Source organism: Rhodoferax sp. LB1P47 (assembly GCF_056521445.1).
The window spans coordinates 110,360-134,608 of record NZ_JBWMAU010000008.1 but is presented as its reverse complement, the minus strand read 5'-3'; the positions used below and the strand labels follow the sequence as shown (position 1 = coordinate 134,608).

Here is a 24,249-nt window from a genome sequence, read left to right as displayed (position 1 = left end):
TGCGGGCTCATTTATTTACCTGTACCAAAGACAATATTGGGTACAGCGCAGCATGGCGTTTTCTAGCTTCCGTCGCGCTCCGAGTGTGATGCAGTCCCCGTGTGATATCTGCTTGCATTTGCCTCATACCGTGAATGGGGTTGACTGAACGTGAGTCCCCTCAAGCCACCGACGCAATCGCCGCCCGCAGCACCTCGGCAGACCGCTCCAACGCCGCCCGCTCCCCGGCATCCAGCGCGGGCTCCAGCACCTGCACCGCACCGGCCGCGCTGACCACGGTAGGCAACGACAAGGCCACACCCCACAGGCCCAACGCGCCGGTCTGCACCCGGGTGACGGTGAGCACCCGGCGTTCATTGCGCAGCATGCCGTGCAGCAGGTGCGCGGTGACCAGGCCGATGGCGTGGTTGGTGGAGCCCTTGCGCTGGATGATCTCAAAAGCAGCACGGCGCACCTGGTGGGCGATGTGTTCCTCGTCGCTTGGCTGCCAGCCCGCCCAACTGCGCAGGGGCACGCCACCCACCTCCGCACCCGACCACAGCACCGCCTCGGAATCGCCATGCTCGCCCACCACCTGGGCGTGGATGGAGCGCGGGTCCAGCGCCAGCCGCTGGCCCACAATCTGGCGCAGCCGCGCCGTGTCCAGCATGGTGCCGGTGCCGATCACGCGCTCGGGCGGCAGGCCAGACACCTGGGTAAAGTCAAACACCAGCACGTCTATCGGGTTACTGACGATGACCACAATGCCCTGGTAGCCACGCAGTTGCAGGGCGATGCCGCGCAGGATGCCCAGGTTGGCTTGCAGCAAGTCCAGCCGCGACTGGCCGGGCGTGCCGCCTTTGCCTGCGGTAATAACAATGGCCTGGGTGTGCAGCATCTCGGCCACCGACCCGGCCCGCACCGTGGCCGACGGATAAAAGGCCGCGCCGTGCGCCAGGTCCATCGCCTCGCCCTCGGCCAGTCCGTCGCGGGCATCAAACAACAGCACCTTCTGCGCCGCCCCCGCCTGCAACACCGAAATCGCCACGCTGGCCCCGACCCAGCCGGTGCCGATGATGCCAATGGAGGGTGTGCGCATGGGGAATCCTTTGAAAATTTCAGCCTACACCTTGGGCGGGGTCTGGCTCTGTGCGTTAGGGATGGTCTGAACAACTCAAGTTCGAGCGTGATAGCAGGCAACGATATTTCGCATGGTGAATTAAAGCGGCAGAATCCTCGAATCCATTGCCCCTAGACCGCCTACAGGAGCCGTTTTCACCTTCTCCCCGGCCGTTTGCCTGTTTGCAGGCGCACTCATGCCTGCATCCCCAGCAATTTGCTGCGCACCATCCACAAGTTGGACAGCGCAAATAGCGTGACCAACTGGGCCGTGTTCTTCTTCAGTCCGCGGTAACGCACCTTGGCGTAACCGAACTGGCGCTTGACCACCCGAAACGGATGCTCCACTTTGGCGCGGATACCGGCCTTGAGCTTTTCCAGTGCATTGACCAGTACATCGGACGCTTTGTCGTTGCGCAGCATCTTGCGTTGGCCCGGCTTCATGGCGATGTGCCAGGTGACGCTGTCCTTGGCATCTGGGCGTTTACCGATTCCCTGGTAGCCAGCGTCCCCAAAGGCATCGGTTTCTTGCCCGTGCAGCAGGCTGTTGCCTTCGGTGATGTCGCCTACGTGGCCGGAGGTGCCACGCACGGTGTGCACCAGCCCCGAATCTGCGTCCACACCAATGTGGGCCTTCATTCCGAAGTACCACTGGTTGCCCTTCTTGCTCGAATGCATCTCGGGGTCACGGGCCTTGTCTTTGTTCTTCGTGGAACTGGGTGCGGGGATCAACGTGGCATCCACGGCGGTGCCGGCTTTGAGCAGCAGGCCGCGCTCGGTCAGCAACGCATTGACTACCGCCAGAATCTGGTCGGCCAGCCTGTGTTTCTCCAGCCGGTGGCGGAATCGGAGGATGGTGCTTTCGTCAGGCAGTCGGCCATGTGCATCCAGTTGCGCAAACTCCCGGTACAGCGGCGTGTCGAAGAAGGCCTCTTCCATCGCCGGGTCCGACAGGCTGAACCACTGCTGCATGAAGTGCACCCGCAGCATGGCCTCCAGTGCAAAAGGTGGACGGCCATTCTTGCCTTCGGGGTAATACGGTGCGATGAGATCGACCAAATCAGCCCATGGCACCACCCGCTCCATCTGCGCAAGAAACTCACCCTTGCGCGTACGCTTGCTTGTCAAATTTAGTCCCAGATCGGTTTGTTTCATGTCTCAGAGTGCAAGCACATTGCGGGCCGGGTTTTGCAGAGTGTCCTTAGCGCAAGTACGGTGCTGTTTTAAAACAGCCCTTGCGGCACTTTGTCGGCCTTGTGCTCCACCGGGTTGGCGGCCAGCCAGTTGGCCGGGTACTGGCGCATGAATTCACGGGCTTTTTCAATGCGCACGGTCAGCCACGCGTCCACAGCACCCTCGTTCAGGATGACAGGCATGTGCCGGTCGTTGCCCTCGGGGCCGTAGCGGCGCATCAGGGCGTGGTTGTTGGCGTTGATGGTCAGCAGGGTGTAGCTGAGGAAAGGCACGCCGTCTGGCCCAGTCCAGCTAGCCCACAGCCCGGCCACGCCCATCGGCTTGCCGTCGATGCGCGAGATGCGCGTGGGTACGGCCTTGCCGCTGCGCCAGTCGTCCACATAAAACGCCTGCATGGGCACGATGCAGCGCTGGTTTTGCAACCAGGCATCGCGAAAATTTTGCGTGGTGCTGGCCGTCTCGGACCGGGCGTTGACCAGCTTGGGCGCACGCAGTTTGCCGTCGGAGGCCGACTTGACCCAGTGCGGCACCAGGCCCCACTGGGCGGGGATGAGTTCGCGGCTGGCGGGGGTGTCGGGTGGCGCATCGGCGGGCGCGGCCACGGGCCGGATGCAAAACCCCGGCTTGCGCGGCCACATGTCGCGCTCGCCCAAAGCAATGGGGGGTTCGACGTTGAAGGCGTCGCGGTACGTGGCCGGTAGTTGCAGGGATTCGTAGTGGGTGGTCATGCGGGGATGGTAGCGCTGGTTTGTCGCTATTGCTGCAACCTATTTCCCTGCAGATTTGTGTTGGGCCCGATCCGCGAGATTAACCAAGCGGTACTTCTGCGTTGGGCTCTTGGGGGATTCGGGTTGCGTCATCTGGACCAAGCCAGCCTGCAATGCCGGCTGTAAATAGTTCGCCAAAAACGTAGGGCGGTGCTTCAGCCCCACGGCCTCCATAGCTTCGCGCACGCCCAATGCACCGCTATGGAGTACGGCCAGCAGGCGCGCTACTTGCTCGGTTACTTGTTCGGTTACTTGCACCGGGCGAAGTGCTTCTGCCAGATACACCACTACACGCAAGCGCATTCCGAGCTCGATGATCTGCGGTTCTGGCAGGCCCTGTTCTTCTGCTTCCCGGAAGATTCGCCGCACACCGCTGCCCCACTGCTCAATCAGGTTCAACTCGCGGAACACCCGGGCAATGACATGGTTGCGGATTTTCGAAACCCCTTGGCGCATGTCCTCCACGGTCATGCCCGGCAACAAGATGCCGGGGCTTTCCACCTCAATACGGTCGTCAAAGAACGAAATACGTACCGGTGCACCGCGCTGCGACTAATCGGCATGCACCAACGCGTTGATCACCGCCTCTCGCAACAGCACCAGCGGAATGCTCCAGACATCCTTGCGCCGAACGGTCGAAAAATCGGCACCACGCATGGCGTGTTTCTTCAGAAACATCATGACACTGTCCACCGCAGTGGGCAGATGCTCGCGGATATCGACGTGATCAAAGATTTGCGCCTTGTCCGTGCCGATGAAGCGACCGCACTGCACCCAGGCATCAGAGAAATGCAGCCCCCGCTCTTTGCCAAACAGTAGGACGGCCCCCTTGGTCGGTACCATCTGGTCCTGGTAGAGCGTTACCAGCTTGAGCGTGCGTAGCGCTTGCGGGTCCAGCGTGCTGATGCCGGCGAACAATTGTCGCGCGGCATCCATATCGAGATCTTCCAGCCCCAGATCGGGCATAGGCATCTAGGCATCTCATCGAAGGCCGACAATCGCGTTGTCATCTCCTCAATCACTTTCCGTCCCAAGTTCGATGTGCGTACATCTCGTCGTAGCTGCCGACGGGAAAGGGCTCAAACCCAACTGCTCTCAGAAAAAGCTCTTTGCCAACTGGCAGCTCGTCTTTAAGGTGAACGTACCAGGCCCGTTTTTGCAGGTCGGGGTAAAGCCTGAAATACTTTGTGCGTTCGATCATCAACCAGCGCAAAAAAACCTCGGTCTCTGGGAGCCCTTGACCAACTACCAAAATCGGTTTGTGAAAAAAAACTTGTAGCCAGGTCATGGCACCTTTCCAGGCTGTACCGGCAGGATCACTCAGCAGTCGACCAGCACCGTTATGCAGCCAGCCTCGCGCTCGCGCTGCTAACCCCATGTATTGGGTCAAACCAAGCTTGATGCTCCTAGGATATTTCTGCATTCCATTGAGGTGCCAAATAGCGAACTGTGAGCAGGGTTCAATTACGTCCGCAAGAGAGTAGTACGTCTCCCACGGGTAGAAATCGGTGAATCCTTTGTTGCAGGTACGTCGGAAGGTGCAGCCCACTGCTTCGCCCAGCGTGTTTTCGAAGTTGGTTGTGAGGATCGGTACCTCATGATGTGCCGCCCATCCCGCTATTGCCTCGTGCTGTTCCATTGGCTTCCAAGACGCCATCAATGCGCAGAACTGGGCGACAAGTTTGGGGCTGCCTTGTGTCCTGGCATAAGCAAGCTCAAGTACGTCGTAGAACTCTGTGTGCGAAATGCCTTTTGGAACCTCCTCGTGTTTTGGGTCAAGGTGTTCGCGCGCTAGCTGCGAAAGAAGGCAGCCCCAGGAGTTCTCACCAGTGGCTCTGAAGAGGTTGACACCATTTCCCACAAGGAGTGCGATGTCGGAGTTGTGTTTCGAGAGAAGTCTGCGTAGTTTCATAAATTGCTAATGGCTTACCACTGCCACATTGGTAGCGCTTCAAGCCGTTCTTTTAGTACAGCTGACAAATCATCCCGAGCCGTTCGCTGCCTGCTCATCCACCCCCCTAAACGGTATCCATCGTTCGTTAGATAGTTGCGAGGGACTCGGCAATGCCCCTCTTGATTTACAAAGTCGACGAGATGGCGGAATCCAGTCTCCCACTGATGGGCAAAGCGATCCCACGCCCAGTCAGGTAAAGCGCAAAGTCGTACTTTCCGCTCGTCAGGCAAGCCATCCTTAGCAGTTCGCTGGTTTGACACCCACAAACCCAGGCGAAACCCATTGGTCACTTGAAAATTTCCAGGAACACGGCAATGCCCTTCGCGATCTGCAAATTCCGTCAGGTGAAGATACCCCGTTTCCCACTGATCAGTACGGGCACCCCACTCCCAACCCGGCATCGTCTCAAGCCGATCTTGACGCTCTGGTGGCAAACCATCCCTCTGCTTCGAGACCCATGTACCCAACCGATACCCATCGGCGGTGCAATAACGGGTGGGAACTCGGCAATGGCCTTCGCGATCAGAAAATTCTTTGAGATACCGTAAACCCTGCTCCCACTTTTCGATTTGAGCGTCCCACGCCCAGCCTTGAATTGTTTCAAGACGCCTACTCCGTTCAATGGGCAAACTACTCTGGTTACGACGCTGTGTTGACACCCACTGCCCCAAACGGTACCCGTCACTCGTTCGATCGTGTTGATGAATTCGGCAATGTCCCTCCCGCGCCGAAAATTCCGTGAGATAGCGAAAACCCTCTTCCCATTGCTCTGCTCTGACATCCAATGACCAACCAGGGATAGTCTCAAGTCGTTGAACTTGAGTTGTGGACAAACTGTCTTTATTTGTTCGTTGGTTAGATACCCAACTTCCCAAGCTAAATCCATCTATTGTTTTGTACTTTTGTGGAACCAGGCAATTGCCTGCTTTCTGCGCATATTCAGCAAGGTACTTAAAGCCCAGCTCCCACTTTTCATCCAAAGCATTCCACGCCCATCCAGGTACACGCTCCAGTAAAGCGAAACGCTCTGGTGATAAATCGGCCTTGGTCATTCTCTGGTTAACTACCCAACGCCCCAATTTGAATCCATCAGACGTAACATAGTGCTGATGGACTCGGCAATGTCCTTCACTATGACCATACGCAAGTAATCTCCCAAGCCACTCATCCCAAGATACCCCCAGCGACTCCAAACACTCCGCCGTAATCGATTCCCGAATAGTCTCCAACGAAACACTAGGACCTAACACCTCCACTCGCTCGCTAAACCGGCTATCGTTGTAGCCCCCCGTGCGCCCCTTGTCCTCCTGCATTTGCCGGATGATGTCCACCAGCACATCATCCTGTTCCCGCATGGCACCCAGCAAGTCCCACACATCGTCAAAGCCAGTGCGTTTCAAGGCTTCTTCAATGGATTCATTGCTGGCCTGCTCCACAAACAGGGGCACCATCACATAGCCGAATTCCTTGCCGGGCGATTTGCGCATGGCGCGGCCCGTGGCCTGCACGATGTCCACTTTGCTTTTGCGCGGTGAGATAAAAGCGACCATGTCCACGGCAGGCACATCCACTCCTTCAGTCAGGCAGCGGGCATTGGAAATGACCGCTTTTTGAGCCTGTCGAAAGGCTTTCATCTGGTCTTCGCGCCGCGATGTGGGCATTTCGCCGCTGACGTGCAGCGTGGTGAAGTCTGGCAGGTGCTGTTGGATGCCTTCGCTGTCGTTGGATGTGAATGAGCGTGCGGCCGCCACGGAGCCGTGGAAGGTGAAGATGCGGCTCACGCCGTATTTCTCGACTGCTTTTTGCAGGGCGATTTGCAGAGCCACCTGGCGGGCTTTAACGATATCGCCTGCAACAAGGACTTCACCGTGTTTGAGCAAATCGTCATTGACCATCTCGGAGGTCACCACCGAGATCACCACTTTGTAGTCGCAGATGATGCCGCGCCGGGCGGCTTCGGCAAAGCTTAGGGTGTGGATGACGGGGCCATAGACTTCGGGCCTGTCCATGGAGTAGGCCAGTGTGGCATCGCCTTCCTTGTCTTTTTTGCGAATATCGTAATGGCGTGGGGTGGCCGTAAAGAACAGTCGCTTGCGAATCGGCAGGTTTGCATCTTCCAGGGCAAAGCTGAAACGGGTTCCCTCCCGGCTGGCGGTCTTGTGCGCTTCATCAAAAATAGCCAGATCGAAGGGCTGCGCCATTCCATCCGCGCCAACTGGCAGGCCCGCAGCCACCACATGCGCTGACTGATAGGTGGAAAAAACAATCTTTACGCCATCGAACGGCTTGTTGAGAAACTGGCGGGCGACTGCGCTGTCAGTGGTTACCGGAAAATCGAGGTCAGCCTGATGAACGATCAGGTCATCCGCCCCTTTGGCAACCGTTGGGTCGGAGCAAACACACATGAAGGTGAGTCGCGTCCAGGCAGTTTCCCGCAGCCACTCATGCAAGAGCTGACGCACCAATGCCAGTGATGGCACCAGTACCAGTATGGTTTTGCAGTCGTATTGCTCGGCGGCCCAGAGGGCAACCAAAGATTTGCCGGTACCGCAGGCCATGACGACGGTGGCACGGTCGTTCTCGCCCAACCCACGTGTAATCGTTGTCAATGCCTCTTGTTGATGTGGCAACGGCTGTTTGCGAGGCAGCTTGACTTGGCCGGTTTGCAGCCATTGCCGCATGGCCTCGAAATCTACCGTCGTGAGACGGTCGAGGTCACTGCCCCGAATGGGCACAAAACCACTGCGGTCTTGCATGAGGCTGGGCAGCGTCTCGCAGTTAGTGAACAGAACCCGCTGGCTAACTTGATCAGTCAGGCCCATGAAGGTGGATAACTCATCCCAAGTGAGCGCTGGCCGATTGCTGCGGAACTTGACTTGATAAGCCCGCAGCTCGCCGTCAACGGTCATATAAGTGCCGTCCACGCCCATGTCACGCCCGGTGTCGAGCGAAAGCGCCTGCCGCTGTGCCAGCGGTACCGACTCGAACGGCCACACTTGCTGCGCCTGGGCGATTTTCTGGGTGGCGAAGTAGGCTTCAGCAAATATCTCAAAGGCATCGCCTCGCTCCTTGTTGCCGGGCAAGGCCGAAATTCTGGCTTCGATGTCGGTGAATGATTTCAGGCTGTCGAAAAGGCCGGTGTTTAGGAAACGGCTGGCTGAGGAATGTTTTGAGGTCATGCTGCAGAGGAGGATGTGAGCAAGGATTGAAGGTAGCCACGCCCCTGGGCCGTGAACCGATATTGCTGTTTGGGACTTTTGCGTGAGAGGGGTTGTGTCATCAAGGGACCATTTCGCAAGCAGGCCAACAGACGCCCTACTTGTTCGGTTACTTGTACGGTGGTGGTTATGAAGACAAAGACGATTATCAGGAAGACAACCACTGTTCATCAAACTTGTTTTTTGTTAGCTATGCAGTGAGGCGGCAAGTTGACTCCGCCGGTCAGCAGCAGCTTGCCGGTATCGGCATATGCCCAAGACCGGCCAGCGGCCGGCGCAAGTGCGGCGGACAGAAATTTCATGGAAATGCTTTCCAAGGGGGGCTTCTTGGATATGCAACCGCCAGCTCATTGGATGCAAATATTCATAAAATATTCTGCGAGCCCAGGCGACAGCCCTGTGGCGACCATAAAGTCGCAGTCCTGCTCCCAGCGTGCATTAGCCATCCCGGACAATAGCCGCATGTCCACCCCTTCCCATTTGCTGATTCCCTTCGCCGCCAGCGAATCCGCTGGCTGCCGCAAGGCGCTGGCCAGCCTGCACCTGCCCCACCTGGAGCGGCTGCTGGCGCGCCTGACACCCACACCACGCGATAGCGGCGCCGAAGACAGCCTGTCGCCGCCACACGAACGCGCGCTGGCCCGCCACCACGGCATAGTCGCCGCCGACGGGCACATCCCATGGGCCGCGCTGCAGGCAGCGCAAGACGGTGCCTGGGCCTTCATCACCCCCTGCCACTGGCAGGTGATGACCGATCACATCGTAATGGCCCCACCCGAAGGGCTGGGGCTGGAAGAGGCTGAAAGCCGCGCCGTGCTGGCCGCCGTGCGCCCGTATTTCGAAGAAGACGGCATTGCCTTGACGTATGCCAGCCCCACCCGCTGGCTGGCGCAGGGCGAGATATTTCGCGGCCTGGCCAGCGCCTCGCTAGACCGCGTGGTCAGCGGCGTGGGCGCGCGCAATGTGGACGAATGGATGCCGCCCACCGCCCAGGGCGGCCCGCTGCGGCGGCTGCAAAGCGAGATGCAGATGCTGCTCTACACCCATGCGGTGAACGATGCCCGGGCCGAGCGCGGCCTGTTCCCGATCAACTCGTTCTGGGTTAGCGGCAGCGGGGCTTTGGCATCACCGCCCGCACCGCAGCCCGCCCCCACCATGCCGCTGGCACTGCTGCACGCCGCGCAATGTGAGGACTGGGCCGGTTGGGCCGCCGCCTGGCAACACATCGACGCCACCGCCTGCGCCGAACTGCTGGCGGCGCTGGACCAGGGCCAGGCCGTGCAACTCACGCTGTGCGGCGAAAGCAATGCGCAGACCTTCGAGGTCGCACCCCGCAGCCTTATCCAAAAAATATCAAACCTTTTAAGCCCCCAGCGCTTACCCCCCATGCTGGAGCAGCTATGAAAATTACAGCACGCGACATCCCCCCCCGCGCCGTGTGGGCGCTGGAGCAAGCCGGTGTCCACCCCCTGCTGGCCCGCCTGTTCGCCGCCCGGGGCGTGGACAACAAAGACGCGCTAGACGACGGCCTGGCCCGCCTGCTGCCGCCCGCCAGCATGTTGGGCACGCAAGCAGCGGCCGTGCTGCTGGCCGATGCTATTCGCTCTGACAAGCGCATCTGCATCGTGGCCGACTACGACTGCGACGGGGCCACGGCCTGCGCGGTGGGCGTGCGCGGCCTGCGGCTGCTGGGGGCCCAATTTGCCGACTACATCGTGCCGGACCGGGTGGTAGACGGCTACGGCCTCACCGCCAGCATCTCGCGCCGGGTGAAAGACAGCGGGGCCGACGTGCTGGTCACGGTGGACAACGGCATCGCCAGCTTCGAGGGCGTAGCCGAAGCCAAAGCGCTGGGCCTGCAAGTGCTGGTGACTGACCACCACCTGCCAGCGATGCGCGACGGCCAGATCGCCGTGCCGGATGCGGACGTGATCGTGAACCCCAACCAGCCCGGCTGCACGTTCGAGAGCAAGTCGATTGCCGGTGTCGGCGTGATGTTTTACGTGCTGCTGGCACTGCGCGCCGAGCTGCGCCAACGCGGCGTGTTCAGCGCCGAGACGCAACCCAAGCTGGACCCGCTGCTAACCCTGGTGGCCCTGGGCACGGTGGCCGATGTGGTCAAGCTCGATGCCAACAACCGCCGCCTCGTGGCTCAAGGGCTCAAACGGCTGCGCGCGCAGGCGCAGCCTGCGGGACTAGCTGCGTTATTTGTAGCATCAGGCCGCGTCGCCAAGGTGGCCACCACCTTCGACTTCGGCTTTGCCCTGGGCCCGCGCATCAACGCTGCGGGCCGCTTGGCCGACATGACCCTCGGCATCGAATGCCTGCTGACCGACGACCCGGCCCGCGCCACCGAGCTGGCCACCACGCTGGACAAAATCAACCGCGAGCGCCGCGAAATCGAAGGCGGCATGCGCGACCAGGCGATGCTGGTGGCCGAGTCGCTGTTTGACGAATCCGAGGAGCCGCCGCCGGCCATCTGCGTGTTCGATCCCGACTTCCACGAAGGCGTGGTGGGCATTGTGGCCTCGCGCCTCAAAGACAAGCTGCACCGCCCGACTTTCGTCTTCGCCGCCAGCAAAGCCCCCGGCAAAGAACACGAGTTGAAGGGCTCGGGCCGCTCCATCCCCGGCTTCCATTTGCGTGACGCGCTGGACCTGGTGGCCAAGCGCCACCCCGGCGTGCTGCTGCGCTTTGGCGGCCACGCGATGGCGGCGGGCTGCACCGTGGATGCCGACAACCTCGACCAGTTTGAACAAGGCCTGCAACAGGTGGCGCTGGAATGGCTGGATGCCGCCACCCTCACCCGCAGGCTAGAAACCGACGGCCCGCTGGCGCCCGAATACCGCCGCGCCGAGCTGGTGGACGTGCTGCACAAAGAGGTGTGGGGCCAGGGCTTTGCGCCGCCCACCTTCAGCGAAGAGCTGGAGGTGGTGTCGCAGCGCCTAGTGGGCGAAAAGCATTTGTCGCTGAAGCTAAAGCACCAGGGCCAGCCGGTAGACGGCATCTGGTTCGGCCACACCGAAAGCCTGCCGCCCAAGGTGACGCTGGCGTTTCGCCTAGACGTGAACGAGTGGCAGGGCCAGCGGCGGGTGCAGTTTTTGGTGGAAGGCGTGGCGGACTAGCGGCCCACTCCAGCCAAGAAAATGGCCTAAAAAACCAATGGTCTTTTAGGCCTTTAGCGCATATTCAACATGCGCGAGGAGCTATTTATTTAATAGCAAAATCAGAAGCTCTCCCAATCGCCTTCGCCACCCTTGGCGGAGGATGCCGGGGCCTTGCCGGGCAGGGCTACGGGGCGGCGGGCGACTGGGGCCGATGGCTTCGACGGCGCCGGACGCAGCAGCGTTTTAGCGGGTGCAGCCACCGGAGTTTTGGCAGGTAAAGCTTTCACTGGCGCACGCGCGGGGAGCTTGGCTTGCACGGTGGGCCGGGGGGCTGGCACCGCAGGCCGCATGGCCACGGGGCGCGGTACCGGGCGCGGCACGGGCCGTGCCAGTTTGACGGCATGGCCGCCCACATTGAACACAGCCACCGCTTCGGCCAGCCGTTGGGCCTGGTCGCGCATGCCCGTGGCGGCGGCGGCCGACTGCTCGACCAGTGCGGCGTTTTGCTGGGTCATCTGGTCCAGGTTATTGACCGCCTGGTTGACCTGGGCAATGCCGTCGCGCTGCTCGCTCGATGCGGCACTGATCTCACCGATCAGGTCGCTGACACGGCGCACGCTGCTGACGATTTCACCCATGGTTTCGCCGGCCTGGGTCACCTGCTGGGTGCCTGCATCGACCGTGGCCACCGAGGCACCGATCAGCGTTTTGATTTCTTTGGCCGCATCGGCGCTGCGCTGCGCCAGGCTACGCACTTCGCTGGCCACCACGGCAAAGCCCCGGCCTTGCTCCCCCGCACGGGCGGCTTCCACGGCCGCGTTGAGCGCCAAGATGTTGGTCTGAAAAGCAATGCCGTCGATGGTGCCGATGATGTCGGAGATGCGCTTGGACGAGGTGCTGATGTTCTGCATGGTGGTGATCACCTGCGCCACCACTTCACCGCCGCGCGTGGCGGCCTGGGCCGCAGTAGATGCCAGCTGGTTGGCCTGGCGGGCAGTATCGGCCGACTGGGCCACGGTGCTGGTCAGTTGCTCCATGCTGGCAGCGGTTTGTTGCAGGTTGGAGGCGGTTTGTTCGGTGCGCTGCGACAGGTCGTTATTGCCAATGGCGATTTCGTTGGAGGCGGTGGATACGGCATCCACGCCGGTGCGCACTTCGCCCACCAGGCCACGCAGCTTGGTCACCATCTCACCCAGGCTGCGCAGCAAATGGCCAAACTCGTCTTTGCGCAGATCGTGCAGATCCATCGTCAGGTCGCCCGCCGTAATCGCCTCGGCTACATCCACTGCACGTTGCAGCGGTACGGATATCGAACGGACCAAAATCTGGGCTAACACGATGCCCACGATGAACACCAGTGCCACGCTGGCTACGGCCACCCACATCACGTTGGCGCTGGCCTGCTCGGCGGCGGCGCGGACGGCATCACGCTGCTGCACCTGCAAGGCGGCGTATTTATCCAACGCGCCCATGTATGCGGTGCCACGTGGACGGTACTCCTGGTTGGCATACGCGATGCTGGCCGCTGCGTCTCCTGCGGTCTTGAGTTCATTAACCTTGTCGTTCTGACCCCGGATGTCGGTACGGGCGGCCACAATGGCGTCCAGCGCGGCTTTGTCGGCGGGGGTCTGGGCGGCTTTGATCGCGGCTTCTTGCACCGGATTGATGCGCGTGGTCATCGCGAGAGCCCGCTCGGCAAGGTCTTTGCTCAGGACGGCATCGGTGGTGACCAGGCTGTCGGTGTTCAGCCCGGTGGCGACTTCGACCATGCCGCGCCATCCGGCTGCGATGGTGATGGCATTCTCAAAATGGGCCACTTTTTGGTCCATTTCACTGGCCAGCTGGCGGGTGCGCATTTGCGTCCATACCGTGACCAGCAGCATGGCCAGCAGTAACCCAAGGATCGTGGACCACAGCTTATGGGCGACCCGCATATTGTTGAATTGCATGGTGTGTCTCTTTATTCAAAACGAAAACCAAACCGCAAGCGGTTAAAAGTAACTGGATGCTACATCCAAACGCCCGGCATAGTGCCAAAAACGCCACCCACTAGTGCAGTTTGACGTGGGACTCGGTGCGCCGGGTGATGGCGCGGGTCAGCGTCTCTAGCGCCACTTTGGTCCAGCCGTACAGGGCCAGTTCGTGCATTTTGTAGAGCGAGGTGTACATCACCCGCGCCACCAGCCCGTCGATAAACAGGCTGCCTTCCATGAGCCCGCCCATGAGACTGCCCACGGCGCTGTAGTCGCCCAGCGACACCAGCGAACCAAAGTCTCGGTAGCGGTAGGGCTCCAGCGGTTTGCCCGCCAGGCGGCGCTGGATCTGCTTGACCAGGTGCGCCGCCTGCTGGTTGGCGGCCTGGGCGCGGGGCGGCACAAAACCATTTTTTTCGGGCCAGGGGCAGGCGGAGCAGTCGCCCAGGGCGAAGATGTTGTCGTCGCGGGTGGTGAGCAGGGTTTGCTGCACCGCCAACTGGTTGATGCGGTTGGTTTCCAGCCCGGCAATGTCTTGCAAAAAGCCAGGGGCCTTGATACCTGCGGCCCAGACCACCAGCTCGGCGGGAATGACTTCGCCACTGGCCAGTTGCACGCTGTCCCCCGCCACGCCCGAGACACGGGCCGAGGTGTGGACCTGGATGCCCAGGCTTTTCAGCAGCTTGTGGGCACCACCCGACAAGCGTGGCGACAGCGCGGGCAGGATGCGGTCGGCGGCTTCGATCAGGTGCAGCTTAATGTCGCGCTCGGGGTTGATGCGGTCCAGCCCAAAGGCCACCACTTCGCGGGTGGTGCGGTGCAGTTGCGCCACCAGTTCCACGCCGGTAGCACCGGCACCGATCACCACCACCTGCAATTGCGCGGGCAGCAAAGGGGTTTCTTGGGAATTAGCGCGGATACAGGCATCCAGCATGCGGCGGTGGAAGCGCTCGGCATCGGCCAGCGTCTCCAGCTTCAAGGCATGCTGGTCTACGCCGGGCGTGCCAAAGTCATTGCTGCGGCTGCCTACGGCCATCACCAAGGTGTCGTAGGCAAAGCTGCGCTGGGCGGTCACCAGCACGCCGTCTTCGTCGATAAACGGGGCCACGTGGACCACTTTGTTAGTACGGTCCAGGCCATTCATCTCGCCTACGCGGTAGTGAAAGTGGTGCCAGTGGGCCTGGGCCATGTAGTTCAGCTCGTGGCGGCCCACATCCATGCTGCCTGCGGCGATTTCGTGCAGCTTGGGCTTCCAGATGTGGGTGCGGGCCTTGTCAATCAGGGTGATGTGGGCCAGGCCCTTGCGGCCCAGCGTGTTACCCAAACCGGTGGCCAACACCAGGCCAGCAGCCCCGCCCCCCACGATAACGATGCGATGGGCCTGGGGGTGGTGTGGTGTGGGTGTGCGCATCGGGAAATTCTAAGTTGCCCGGGACAGACCCCCATCCACGCCCCGCTATGTCTGTAGCGACCGCGCCACCAACACCTCCAGACTGCTATCGTGCGCAAAGCCCAGCGCCTGGGCCTGTGGTGTATGCAAGGGCGGATAGGTGGCAAACAGGCGTTCAATCAGCGCATCCGGCGCATAGTGCACCAGCGCCAAGCGGTCGGCTCCAAAGCGTGCGGCCAGGGCCTCCACCACATCGGCCACGGCCAGGTGCAGCGCGGGCATCTGGTAGACGCGGCGCACATCCAGCCGGGCCGGGTCGAGGCAGGCGGCATGCAGCAGGTTGTCCACGCAAGCCCCCACAGAAATCCACCAAGCCTGCCCGTGGGCCGACACCGGCACGGTGATGGGCTGGCCAGCCTGCAAACGCCAGAACAACTGGCTCATGAAGGCCGACAGCAGGCCGGCCCCCTCCCCCGGCCGCGCCACCACACCGGGAACGCGCAGCGAGCAACCTTGTACCCAGCCCAGGCGGGTGGCGTCCGCCACCAGGGCTTCGACCATCAGCTTGTGGGTGCCGTAGCTCAGCGCCGGTGCGGGCTGCGTGGCCTCATTCACCACGGCGGGCAGATGGGCACCGTACACCGCCACGCTGCTGGCAAATACAAACCGGGGCGGTCGGGGCTGGACGCGCAGGTCTTCCAGCAGGCCCAAACTTGCGTCCAGGTTGATGCTACGGCCCAAGGCATAGTTCTTTTCTGCCTGCCCACCAGGGCAGCTGGCGAGGTGGAACACCACGTCCACCGGGTCGGCCACAGCGCGCTGGCGTACCGCAGGGTCGGCAATGCTGCCTGCGAAATGGGTTACGCGGGCATCGGTGGGTGGCGCGGAAAACGCCAGATCCATCAAGCCCAGCTGGTTCACCGGCTGGCCTGCCAAGCCGTCTTTCAACAACCGCTGGACCAGCGCGTGCCCCACAAAACCGGCAGCACCGGTGACGACGATACGCATCAGCCGCCCCTGCCATCGGCCAGCCGTACAGCCAGCGGTACAACCTGCTGGTCGATGCTGCCAAACGGCCCGGCGCTACCGTCTTCAAACAGCGCCTGCATGTGCACCCGCTCGCCAAAGCGCATGAAGGCCGTGCTGGCAGCGCCCTGGTCAATCATCTCGATCACACGGCGCTCTGCCAGGCAGGCCGAACCCGCCGCACGCGCCGCATTCGACACCGTGCCCGAGCCGACGATGCAGCCCGCCGTGAGGCACCGGGTACGCGCTGCGTGGGCCACCAGCTCGCCGAAACCGAAGTTCATCTCGCCGCCATGCGGTTCACCAAAGCGCTCACCGTTGCGCTGCACCTTCAGCCGCATCTGCACACGGCCGTTGTGCCAGGCGCCGCCCAGCTCGTCCGGCGTAACAGCCACGGGCGCAAAGGCGGTAGACGGCTTGGCTTGCAGAAAACCGAAGCCCGTTTGCATCTCGTGCGGCCCCAGTGCGCGCAGGCTCCAGTCGTTGATCTGCACGACCAGGCGCACGGCGGCCAGGGCCTGTGCGGGCGTTGCGGCCATGGGCACCGGCCCTACCACCACGCCGAACTCGCCTTCAAAGTCGATGCCGTCGGCCTCACTGGGCAGCGGCACGTCCGCGTGCGGCCCCAGGAAGTCATCGCTGGCGCCCTGGTACATCACCGGCACGGTGTCCGCCTTGGGCATGGGTGGTGTGTTGAACGCACGCTCCATCAGCTGCATGTGGTTCAAAAAGGCCGATCCGTCCAGCCATTGCGGGCTGCGCGGCAAGGGGGCCAGGCACTGCTGTGGGTCGAAGGCGAAGGCATCGGCCACCTGCCTCGCATTCAGCGCATCGCTGCGCGCCTGCAAGGCCGGTGCAACGCCGTCCCAGCGCTGCAAGGCATCCAGCAGGCTGGGAACGATGTCCTGCGCATCGCAGGCCAGGTGGTGGTCGCGCGAGACGATGATGAGGCGGCCATCCAGGTGGCCGTTGGGGAGCGTGGCGAATTGCATGGGGGTCCTGTTCAGCGGGGCAAGGCCATCAGGCCGTCGTCAAAAATCGCCACGGCCCGCGTCCAGCCGGCAGAGCCGCGCCGCACCTTGTGCGGAAAGCAGCTGATGTAGAAGCCGTGGCCCGGCAGGGCTTCGAGGTTGTGCAGCTTTTCCAGGTGGCAGTAGCCGATATCGCGGCCGGCCTTGTGGCCTTCCCAGATCAGCGCCTTGTTGCCGGTTTCGGCAATTTTTTGGGCGGTATAGGAAAACGGGGCATCCCAGCTCCAGGCGTCGGTACCGGTCAGGCGTACGCCGCGCTCCAGCAAATACATGGTGGCCTCATAGCCCATGCCGCAACCGGCGGACACAAAGTCGTTATGGCCGTAGCGCGATCCGGCGCGGGTGTTGACCACCACGATGTCCAACGGCGCGAGCGTGTGGCCTATGCGTGCCAGCTCGGCCTCTACATCGGCAGCGGTGGCCACATAGCCGTCGGGGAAGTGGCGAAAGTCCAGCTTCACGCCGGGCTGGAAGCACCATTCGAGCGGCACCTCGTCGATGGTGATGGACGGCTTTTTCTCGCCGTTCTTCGCGTCCATCGTGGAATGGAAATGGTAGGGCGCATCCAGGTGGGTACCGCTGTGCGTGGTCATGGTGACCCACTCGGCGGCAGCGGCTTCGCCGTCCGGGTAGTCCTCGGCCGTGGTGCCGGGAATCATGGCCATGAATTCGGGCAAGGTGTCCTGGTGCTTCTGGTAGGTGATCTTGGGCGCTAACGGGGGCGGGTCGGAGAGCACCTCGTTTTCCAGGTAAATCGATAGGTCAATGAATTGGCGTGGCATGGTTCAAATCCTTAATTTGCGTCTGTCATCAAAGTGCCGCTGTCCACCACCGGGTTCTGGGAACATATCCGTTGCGTGGGGCAGCAATCGCATGTCAATGGCCTGTATCTGCGCTGCGGGCCTGCAATGCCTCTCGCAGCGCTGGTGCGTAGTCTCCGTCCACCAGCACAAACAGCATGCGGCACATGCGGCCCGAGCGGTTGGCCCAGGCATGGTTAGTGCCGCGCTGTACCACCACATCGCCCTGGCGCAGCAGGGTGGCGCTGTCATCCAGCACCAGGGTCATTTCACCTTCCAGCACCACGCCATAGTCCACCGATTCGGTGCGGTGCATCAGCGGATGCGGTGAATCGGCCTGCACGGTGGAGGCGCTGGCAGCGCCAATCTGCATGAAGGCATCGTGCATCGCCGCAGCACCGTGGGCCAGGAAGTCGGCGGTATCGGGCGGAATGTCCACGATGCGTATGCGTGTACCCGCCTGTGGGGGCGGCAGCACCAGCGCGCCCAGTGTCGGGTCGGCGGCGTTGTCCACAGGCGCGGGCATGCCCTGGGTGGACCAGACCTCGTGGAACACGGTGCCCGGGATCTTGTCGATGGCCACCACGGTGGGCAGCGGACCGGCCTCGCTGACGATGGCCTTGCCCTGGGCGTCGTGCCCGGTAACGATGCGGCGGATGGGATGGAATGCCATGCTGTGCGCCGCCATCAAATGGGCGCGGCCAGGGCCATCAGCGTCTCGCGCATGATGCGGCCGTGCTCGGCCTTGTCGCCACCGGTGATCTCGATCTCGCCCAGGCGCACCGAATTCTCCACCACCATGCGGCAGCGCTCCCAGCGCCGTGCCTGGAAGCGGTCCAGCGCAGCCGCCAGAGGGGTATCAGCGGCCAGCTCGTCGGCCAGCACGATGGCATCTTCAATGCCGATGCAGGCACCGGAGGCCATGTGCGGCGTGGTGGCATGCACCGTATCGCCGATCAGCACCACCCGGTTTTGGTACCAGGGCTGGGGCATGAGCAAGCTTTCTAGCGGGCGGTAAACGATCTGCGCATCGGCAGTGATCTGGGCGCGCACGCTTTGCATCAACGGGGCCGGGAATGGCGCCAGCAGATCGGCCAGCATTTGCGGCAGATGCTGGGCATCCAGGCGCTCGTTGGTCGCACGGTCTTCGGTCACAAACAGGTACATCTCTTCTTGCGACACTGCGTTCAGCCCGGTCTTGACCTTGGGGCCCAGCCACATCATGGTGCGCTGCACCTCGGCAGGCCGGGGCAGCACGGCGCGCCACACACACTGGCCGCTGTACAGCGGCTGCGGGGCCGCCGGGAACAAGGTTTGGCGCACCTGGGAGTACAGGCCATCAGCACCAATCACCAGGTCATAGCGTTGCTGGCTGCCATCGGTGAACTGCACATCCACGCCCTCGGCGTCTTGCTGGATGGAGGTGAAGCTACAGCCCAGCCGCACATGCGCCCCCGATGCACGGGTGGCATCGGCCAGTATCTTGGCCAGCACCGGCCGCATGATGCCGCCGCCGCCGGGCACATCCGGCCCCGCCAAGCGCGGCGTGGGCAGGGAACCGATCGGCTGCCCGGTGGGGATGAACAAGTCCACGCCATCGGCCGCAAAGCCCTGGGCCAAAAATGCATCCAGTACCCCCAGCGTGCGAAAGGCGCGCAAGGTGGCGCCCCCCAGGCTAATGCCTGCGCCATACGAGCGCCAGCCCGGGTCGATTTCGACCACATCCACCGCGCAGCCCTGCTTGCGCAACTGGATAGCCGCCGCCATGCCGGAGAAACCCCCGCCTATGACCAAAATTTTGTGTGCTGCTGTCATTCTTGTATTTCCTTTTTATCGATCAATCTCACATACCCCTGGGCATCTATGGCGTGGGCCACGGACTCTAGCGACTGGCCCAGGCAGGGCCCCAGCGTGCAGCCCCCGGTATCCACATCAAACAGCGCACCGTGGGCAAAGCACACGATGGCGTCGCCCGCATGGTTCAGGTATGCATCCTTGCGCCAGGCCATCGGGCTGTTGGCGTGGGGGCAGTTGTCACGGTACACACGCAGCCCATCGCTGCAACGCACCGCAAACACCGTGTCCTGGCCCGTGTGCCCGGGGTCGAAGCCACGCGACGTGCCCGGGGGCACATCGTCCAGATGGCACAGCAACGCCATGCCCCGCCTTCAGTGCGCCGCACCGGGCGGTGGGCCGCCGGCGGGTGCCCACTTTTCGCGGTGCTGGAACAGAAACAGCTGCGATGCATCCGCGCCCATCGGGGCCTCGCGGGCCAGCCAGTCTGCGTCGTGCAGGTCCATGTCTGCGTCGTACTCCACATGGCAGCCCAGCGGGCTGTTGAAGTACCAGAACCAGTTGGAGCCGAACTGGTGTCGGCCCGGACCCCAGAAGGACTGGTAACCCTTTTCGACAAAGCGCGTACCGGCCAGCATCACCTCGGTGGGCCCGCCCATGTGGAAGGTGAAGTGCTCGCACCCCTTCATGAACGGCGGTGTCTGGATCATGAACAGCGTGTGGTGGTCAGCCGTGCCGGCCGGGCGCAGGAACGGGCCCGCGCCGGTAAAGCGGTCGGTGCACACAAAGCCCAAGCGCTGGTAGAAGGCTTCGGCCTTGGCCGCGTCGGGCACAAAATAGACCACGTGCGACAAGGAGCGCGGCAAGGCCTGCATGGTCGGCGAAATACCCACCTGGTTGGCCGGGCGCTGCGGTGCCGCACCCGGTGCATTGACGGTTTCAGCGGGCAGCTGGATAGGCCGACGCACCGTGACCTGAAATGCCAGGGCGAAGCCCATGTCGTCGGTGCAGCGCAATACACCATCGCTGCGACGGACCGCTCGGTCACGGGACAGCTCGGCATCGATGGCATCCAGGGTAGCCGTATCGACAACGCCGTACACGGTTTCGCGTAGCTTGCTAGCGGTACCCAGCGCTGCGGGCAGGCTGGCATCGCTCTCGTGGCGCAATACGATGGCGGTGCCGTCCAGTGCCTCGAAGCGGCCACCTTGCTCCGTAAGGTCCACGGGTGTCAACCCGTAGTCCGTGAGGTATTGGCTACAGGAGGCGATGTCGTCCACTCCAAAAACGAGGGTGTCAGGTCCGATGATGTTCATGTTGATTGCGAGGTCCAGATTAAATGGGGAAAAGAGGTTCGGAAAAATGTGCCTGCCATTCAGCGGGCGTGATCGACCTTGATCGACTCGAGAGTCAGTGATGTCTTAACGGCATTGGCATCGCGCGACGAGCCACCCACGGTGATGGTGGCAACGCCTGCCGGCACGATCCAGCCTTGGTCCCAGATGGCGACACGCGATGGCGGCAGCGTCAGCGTCACGGGGGTCGAAGCACCCGCCGCCAGCGTCACACGCTTGAAACCGGCCAACCGCTGGGGCGGCGTCCCGGCAATGGGCGGCAGGGTCACGTACACCTGCGCAACTTCGCTGCCCTCGACACTGCCGGTGTTCTTCAGCGTGAAGTCCAGCGTTACCTCACCATTGCTCGCACGCTTCGCCGTCAGGCCGCTGTAGCTAAAACCGGTATACGACAGGCCGTGGCCGAAGGGGAACAAAGGCTCGATCGCCTTGGCATCAAACCATCGGTAACCCATCTTCAGGCCCTCGCTGTACACCACGTTGAGGTCGGTCTTAGAAATGGCCTTTTGCGGCAAGTCGGCTTCGGCTTTGGGGAAGGTGATAGGCAATTTACCGGACGGATTGACCGCACCGGTCAGCACATTGGCGATGGCTTCCCCTCCCTTCACCCCGGGGTACCAAGCTTGGAGCACGGCATGTGTATTGCCAAGCCAAGGCATGGTGACGGCCGTGCCGGTTTCGAGCACTACCACCGTACGCTTGGCAACACTGGCCACGGCGGCAATGAGCGCGTTCTGGTCGTAAGCCTGGTTCGCAGGGTCGGCTGCGTTGTTGGGCAATGAAAGGTCTGACAGGTCCACCGCTTCGAGCAGAAACTGTGTCCCGAACACAACCGCCACGTCAGCGGCTGCCGCAGCGGCCTTCGCTGCAGCGGTGTCGGTCCCATCGAGATAAGTAATGGTGGCACCTGGCAGACGTGCACGCAGAGCCAGTAGCGGCGAGGACTTCTGCCAGGGGGCACACAGGCTGAAAGTATGGATCACTGGGTCCAGTGCGCCGGGCGTCAGGCATGCAACGGCAGGCTGGCTATTGTCGTCACGCAACGGCGCTTTGGCCGAGCCACCACCGCCCATCACGGCGACATCCGCGTGGCCGCCAATCACCACCACTTTGGTAATGGCTGAGGACTTCAGGGGTAACACTGGCGTCGTATCACCGGTTGCTGTGGTATTTTTTAGCAGCACCATGCTGCGTTCAGCGGACTTCAGTGCAACCACGTCACCAGCAGCGGTGTCGATCGTGCCAGGAACATCCGACGGGGGGCTGTCCATCAAGCCGATCCGGTAAAGGGTGCGCAGCTTGCGGCGCACCATATCGTCGAGTCGGGCTTGGCTGACCGTCTTATCGGTCTCGATAGCCTTGAGGAGCAATTTGGCGAAGTAAGAGTTGCAGGGGAGAAAAGAGGGCAACGAGGCGCATTCATCGGCCGAGCCAGGCTGCTCTTCGTCGAGGCCCGCATTGGCGGCGGCCACGGTGTTGTTGACGGCGAAGAACCAGTCCGACTGCACCACGCCCTTGAACCCCCAATCGTCTTTCAAAGTATGGGTCAATAAGGTCTTGCTTTCGCAAGATTTCTCGTTGTTAAGCAGGTTGTAGGCACACATTACGCTGCCAGGTTGCGAACGCACCGTGGCCATCTCGAAACCCTGCAAGTAGAGCTCGTGCAGCGTGCGCTGGTCTATGACAGAGTTGGAAGTGAACCGATTGGCCTCCTGCTGGTTTCCCGCGAAGTGCTTTAGCGTCGAGATCACCTTCTGCGCTTGCGTGGCATCGGTTCGCGCCACCATGAGCTCGCCAGCCAGCACCGGGTCTTCACCGAGATACTCAAAAGTTCTGCCGTTACGCGGTTCGCGCGCCAGATTCAGGCCGCCACCTAATACGCCAGCAATACCCAACGTGCGCGCTTCCTTGGCAATCAGCGTGGAGAAGTCGGCCATCAGTTGTGTGTCCCAACTGGCCGCCATGCCCAAGGTACTCGGCAGCGCGGTAGCGTTGACACCATCAATACCGACCCCCGAACCGGAATCTTGGTATCTGACTTCGGGAATACCCAAGCGCGCGATGCCCGGAACCCGTCCTGATGCCGTTCCGCCAAAGAAGGCCGGTAAACCCGCGCCATGGACCAATTGAATTTTTTCCGCCAGTGTCATCTTGGCAAGTAGCGCGTCCGCCTTGTTTTCAAACTCCTGATCGGCGCTGGTTACAGCCGAGGTGTCGCCTCCTCCACCACAGGCGATCAATGTGGCGGCGGTCAGCAGGCTGATGGCGAGCAGGCCGACCAAGACAGGCTTACTGCGTGACGTTTCGTTATGGGTAGTTGTAGTTTTTTTCAAGTTTTTCTCCTAATGGTGAGGGCAGGCGGGGCGCCTTTCAGGCAACCCGCCCGCCGAGCGTCTCGGCCACCCAGTCGGCGATATAGGCACCAGCGTTGGCGCTGTTGTCGAAGCTGCTGTGCTGCACCCCGCCCTCGCGGTCGGTGAATATCTTGAGTTCGCGTTTGGGGCTGTTCACCAACTGGTCATAGGTGGCATGCGCCCACTTCAGCGGAATCTGCGAATCCTTTTCGCCATGGGTCACCAGGAATGGCACCTTGATACGGTCCAGGATGCCGTCCAGGTGCACGTCTTGTGCGATGCGCATGAAGTCGTCGGTGTCCTTGGCCCCCCAGACCCAGCAGACATGCGCCCAGTAGTGCGGAACCGGCAGATTGCCTTCCTTGTCCAGGCGCTTGGCCTGCACGTCGCGCCAATCATGGTTAGCGCCCCAGACCACGCCCATCGCAAAGCGCGGCTCGAAAGCCACGGCACGCGGGCAGTAGTAGCCGCCCAGCGACACGCCTTCCATGCCTATGCGTTTCGGGTCCACGTCAGGCCGGGTTTCTAGCCAGTCCACCACACGGCTGGCCCAATGTTCGCTATCAAAACGCGCGGTCAGCCCGCGCAAACGCAGTGCATCGCCGGTACCGGGTTGGTCGAGGATCAGCGAGGAAACACCCCGCTTGGCCAGCCAGCCCGGCAGGCCTACCATGTACTTCATCTCCTTGGTCGAATCCAGGCCGTTGACTTGCAATAGCAAGGGCGCCGGACCCGTGGTTTTTTCCGCACGCACCAGCAAGCCCGAGAGAAAACTGTCGCCGTAGGGGATTTGTACCCGCTCGCAGTTGTCGCCCGCCAGAGCAATGCCTTTGGCGAATATTTCCTCGAAGCGCTGGTACAGCGCAATCCGCCCTGGCGCGCCGTGGGCTTGCAGGCGTTCGCAGGTCAGCAGGTAATTGGCTGCGCGTTTGTACTTTTCCCCAGCGGAGAACATGCGGCCTGCGGCCTCGTCTTCTTCGGCCAAGCTGCACAGCTTCTCAGCCATGTTTTGCCAGGTCTCGCGGAAGGCGGCAGAGCCTGCGGCATCGGGTTGTTTGGCAGCCTCTTGCAGGGGCTTGCACATGACCTCGATTTCACCGATGCGCGCACCCATCTCCAGAGATAGGTTGACGGACAGATCCCAAACGTAATTGGTAGGAAAGTAACGGAACATAACTGCTTTCTCAG

General features: G+C 61.9%; 21 protein-coding genes and 1 pseudogene. 2 read left to right on the top strand and 20 right to left on the bottom strand.

Annotated elements, in window-relative coordinates; translation table 11 throughout:
- Positions 1-160: 160 nt before the first annotated feature.
- From AC0969_RS11355 to AC0969_RS11315, 9 genes and pseudogenes are all read right to left on the bottom strand, one after another.
- Positions 161-1,078: a lactate/malate family dehydrogenase gene (locus AC0969_RS11355; protein ID WP_479624251.1), complete on the bottom strand. Its 918-nt coding sequence runs from the start codon at positions 1,076-1,078 to the stop codon at positions 161-163.
- 215 nt (positions 1,079-1,293) lie between these two features.
- Complete coding sequence (locus AC0969_RS11350) at positions 1,294-2,253, bottom strand: IS5 family transposase (RefSeq protein ID WP_479624250.1); 960 nt, start codon at positions 2,251-2,253, stop codon at positions 1,294-1,296.
- Between the two features lie 68 nt (positions 2,254-2,321).
- Entirely contained in the window at positions 2,322-3,020 is a 699-nt protein-coding gene (locus AC0969_RS11345; RefSeq protein WP_479624249.1) for an SOS response-associated peptidase, read from the bottom strand.
- Positions 3,021-3,059: 39 nt separating this feature from the next.
- Complete coding sequence (locus tag AC0969_RS11340) at positions 3,060-3,362, bottom strand: Fic family protein (protein WP_479624294.1); 303 nt, start codon at positions 3,360-3,362, stop codon at positions 3,060-3,062.
- Positions 3,357-3,590: pseudogene (locus tag AC0969_RS11335) on the bottom strand (ATP-binding protein); the annotation flags it as partial. The gene AC0969_RS11340 and the pseudogene AC0969_RS11335, both read right to left, overlap by 6 nt.
- 21 nt (positions 3,591-3,611) lie before the next feature.
- On the bottom strand, positions 3,612-4,025 hold the full coding sequence (locus tag AC0969_RS11330) for a hypothetical protein (protein ID WP_479624248.1): 414 nt from the start codon (positions 4,023-4,025) through the stop codon (positions 3,612-3,614).
- Between the two features lie 52 nt (positions 4,026-4,077).
- Entirely contained in the window at positions 4,078-4,971 is an 894-nt protein-coding gene (locus AC0969_RS11325) for a hypothetical protein (protein WP_479624247.1), read from the bottom strand.
- Between the two features lie 14 nt (positions 4,972-4,985).
- The gene (locus AC0969_RS11320; RefSeq protein ID WP_479624246.1) at positions 4,986-8,192 is read right to left on the bottom strand and encodes a DEAD/DEAH box helicase; all 3,207 of its coding nucleotides are present in this window, start codon (positions 8,190-8,192) and stop codon (positions 4,986-4,988) included.
- A gap of 209 nt (positions 8,193-8,401) precedes the next feature.
- Positions 8,402-8,533 carry a hypothetical protein gene (locus AC0969_RS11315; protein ID WP_479624245.1) on the bottom strand — a complete coding sequence of 44 codons (132 nt, stop codon included), beginning with the start codon at positions 8,531-8,533 and terminating at the stop codon, positions 8,402-8,404.
- Between the two features lie 160 nt (positions 8,534-8,693).
- Between AC0969_RS11315 and AC0969_RS11310 the strand changes: the two genes are divergently transcribed.
- On the top strand, positions 8,694-9,635 hold the full coding sequence (locus AC0969_RS11310) for a phosphoglycerate mutase (protein ID WP_479624244.1): 942 nt from the start codon (positions 8,694-8,696) through the stop codon (positions 9,633-9,635).
- The gene (gene recJ / locus AC0969_RS11305) at positions 9,632-11,356 is read left to right on the top strand and encodes a single-stranded-DNA-specific exonuclease RecJ (RefSeq protein WP_479624243.1); all 1,725 of its coding nucleotides are present in this window, start codon (positions 9,632-9,634) and stop codon (positions 11,354-11,356) included. Before AC0969_RS11310 ends, recJ begins: the two co-directional genes overlap by 4 nt.
- A 101-nt stretch (positions 11,357-11,457) precedes the next feature.
- Here recJ and AC0969_RS11300 read toward each other — a convergent pair whose 3' ends face one another.
- From AC0969_RS11300 to AC0969_RS11250, 11 genes are all read right to left on the bottom strand, one after another.
- Entirely contained in the window at positions 11,458-13,287 is a 1,830-nt protein-coding gene (locus tag AC0969_RS11300; RefSeq protein ID WP_479624242.1) for a methyl-accepting chemotaxis protein, read from the bottom strand.
- A gap of 100 nt (positions 13,288-13,387) precedes the next feature.
- Positions 13,388-14,722 (bottom strand): NAD(P)/FAD-dependent oxidoreductase, encoded by a 1,335-nt coding sequence (locus AC0969_RS11295; protein WP_479624241.1) that lies wholly within the window; start codon positions 14,720-14,722, stop codon positions 13,388-13,390.
- A 45-nt stretch (positions 14,723-14,767) separates the two neighbouring features.
- Positions 14,768-15,709 carry an NAD-dependent epimerase/dehydratase family protein gene (locus AC0969_RS11290; protein WP_479624240.1) on the bottom strand — a complete coding sequence of 314 codons (942 nt, stop codon included), beginning with the start codon at positions 15,707-15,709 and terminating at the stop codon, positions 14,768-14,770.
- Positions 15,709-16,719: a fumarylacetoacetate hydrolase family protein gene (locus AC0969_RS11285; protein ID WP_479624239.1), complete on the bottom strand. Its 1,011-nt coding sequence runs from the start codon at positions 16,717-16,719 to the stop codon at positions 15,709-15,711. Before AC0969_RS11285 ends, AC0969_RS11290 begins: the two co-directional genes overlap by 1 nt.
- A gap of 11 nt (positions 16,720-16,730) precedes the next feature.
- The gene (locus tag AC0969_RS11280; protein ID WP_479624238.1) at positions 16,731-17,540 is read right to left on the bottom strand and encodes a cyclase family protein; all 810 of its coding nucleotides are present in this window, start codon (positions 17,538-17,540) and stop codon (positions 16,731-16,733) included.
- A 94-nt stretch (positions 17,541-17,634) separates the two neighbouring features.
- Positions 17,635-18,231: a cupin domain-containing protein gene (locus AC0969_RS11275; protein ID WP_479624237.1), complete on the bottom strand. Its 597-nt coding sequence runs from the start codon at positions 18,229-18,231 to the stop codon at positions 17,635-17,637.
- Positions 18,232-18,245: 14 nt separating this feature from the next.
- Positions 18,246-19,373 carry an FAD-dependent oxidoreductase gene (locus AC0969_RS11270; RefSeq protein ID WP_479624236.1) on the bottom strand — a complete coding sequence of 376 codons (1,128 nt, stop codon included), beginning with the start codon at positions 19,371-19,373 and terminating at the stop codon, positions 18,246-18,248.
- The gene (locus AC0969_RS11265) at positions 19,370-19,717 is read right to left on the bottom strand and encodes a Rieske (2Fe-2S) protein (RefSeq protein ID WP_479624235.1); all 348 of its coding nucleotides are present in this window, start codon (positions 19,715-19,717) and stop codon (positions 19,370-19,372) included. Before AC0969_RS11265 ends, AC0969_RS11270 begins: the two co-directional genes overlap by 4 nt.
- Positions 19,718-19,726: 9 nt before the next feature.
- Positions 19,727-20,668 (bottom strand): VOC family protein, encoded by a 942-nt coding sequence (locus AC0969_RS11260; protein WP_479624234.1) that lies wholly within the window; start codon positions 20,666-20,668, stop codon positions 19,727-19,729.
- 59 nt (positions 20,669-20,727) lie between these two features.
- Positions 20,728-23,040 (bottom strand): beta-glucosidase, encoded by a 2,313-nt coding sequence (locus AC0969_RS11255; protein ID WP_479624233.1) that lies wholly within the window; start codon positions 23,038-23,040, stop codon positions 20,728-20,730.
- 37 nt (positions 23,041-23,077) lie between these two features.
- Positions 23,078-24,235 (bottom strand): alpha/beta hydrolase family protein, encoded by a 1,158-nt coding sequence (locus tag AC0969_RS11250; RefSeq protein ID WP_479624232.1) that lies wholly within the window; start codon positions 24,233-24,235, stop codon positions 23,078-23,080.
- Between the last annotated feature and the right edge of the window lie 14 nt (positions 24,236-24,249).

Coding starts and splice junctions, on each gene's coding strand:
- AC0969_RS11340 (WP_479624294.1), bottom strand. CDS start 3,362: ATGCGCTTGCGTGTAGTGGTGTATCTGGCAGAAGCACTTCGCCCGGTG.
- recJ (WP_479624243.1), top strand. CDS start 9,632: ATGAAAATTACAGCACGCGACATCCCCCCCCGCGCCGTGTGGGCGCTG.
- AC0969_RS11315 (WP_479624245.1), bottom strand. CDS start 8,533: ATGAAATTTCTGTCCGCCGCACTTGCGCCGGCCGCTGGCCGGTCTTGG.
- AC0969_RS11275 (WP_479624237.1), bottom strand. CDS start 18,231: ATGGCATTCCATCCCATCCGCCGCATCGTTACCGGGCACGACGCCCAG.
- AC0969_RS11265 (WP_479624235.1), bottom strand. CDS start 19,717: ATGGCGTTGCTGTGCCATCTGGACGATGTGCCCCCGGGCACGTCGCGT.
- AC0969_RS11295 (WP_479624241.1), bottom strand. CDS start 14,722: ATGCGCACACCCACACCACACCACCCCCAGGCCCATCGCATCGTTATC.
- AC0969_RS11300 (WP_479624242.1), bottom strand. CDS start 13,287: ATGCAATTCAACAATATGCGGGTCGCCCATAAGCTGTGGTCCACGATC.
- AC0969_RS11285 (WP_479624239.1), bottom strand. CDS start 16,719: ATGCAATTCGCCACGCTCCCCAACGGCCACCTGGATGGCCGCCTCATC.
- AC0969_RS11330 (WP_479624248.1), bottom strand. CDS start 4,025: ATGCCCGATCTGGGGCTGGAAGATCTCGATATGGATGCCGCGCGACAA.
- AC0969_RS11280 (WP_479624238.1), bottom strand. CDS start 17,540: ATGCCACGCCAATTCATTGACCTATCGATTTACCTGGAAAACGAGGTG.
- AC0969_RS11350 (WP_479624250.1), bottom strand. CDS start 2,253: ATGAAACAAACCGATCTGGGACTAAATTTGACAAGCAAGCGTACGCGC.
- AC0969_RS11270 (WP_479624236.1), bottom strand. CDS start 19,373: ATGACAGCAGCACACAAAATTTTGGTCATAGGCGGGGGTTTCTCCGGC.
- AC0969_RS11325 (WP_479624247.1), bottom strand. CDS start 4,971: ATGAAACTACGCAGACTTCTCTCGAAACACAACTCCGACATCGCACTC.
- AC0969_RS11260 (WP_479624234.1), bottom strand. CDS start 20,668: ATGAACATCATCGGACCTGACACCCTCGTTTTTGGAGTGGACGACATC.
- AC0969_RS11290 (WP_479624240.1), bottom strand. CDS start 15,709: ATGCGTATCGTCGTCACCGGTGCTGCCGGTTTTGTGGGGCACGCGCTG.
- AC0969_RS11355 (WP_479624251.1), bottom strand. CDS start 1,078: ATGCGCACACCCTCCATTGGCATCATCGGCACCGGCTGGGTCGGGGCC.
- AC0969_RS11345 (WP_479624249.1), bottom strand. CDS start 3,020: ATGACCACCCACTACGAATCCCTGCAACTACCGGCCACGTACCGCGAC.
- AC0969_RS11310 (WP_479624244.1), top strand. CDS start 8,694: ATGTCCACCCCTTCCCATTTGCTGATTCCCTTCGCCGCCAGCGAATCC.
- AC0969_RS11250 (WP_479624232.1), bottom strand. CDS start 24,235: ATGTTCCGTTACTTTCCTACCAATTACGTTTGGGATCTGTCCGTCAAC.
- AC0969_RS11320 (WP_479624246.1), bottom strand. CDS start 8,192: ATGACCTCAAAACATTCCTCAGCCAGCCGTTTCCTAAACACCGGCCTT.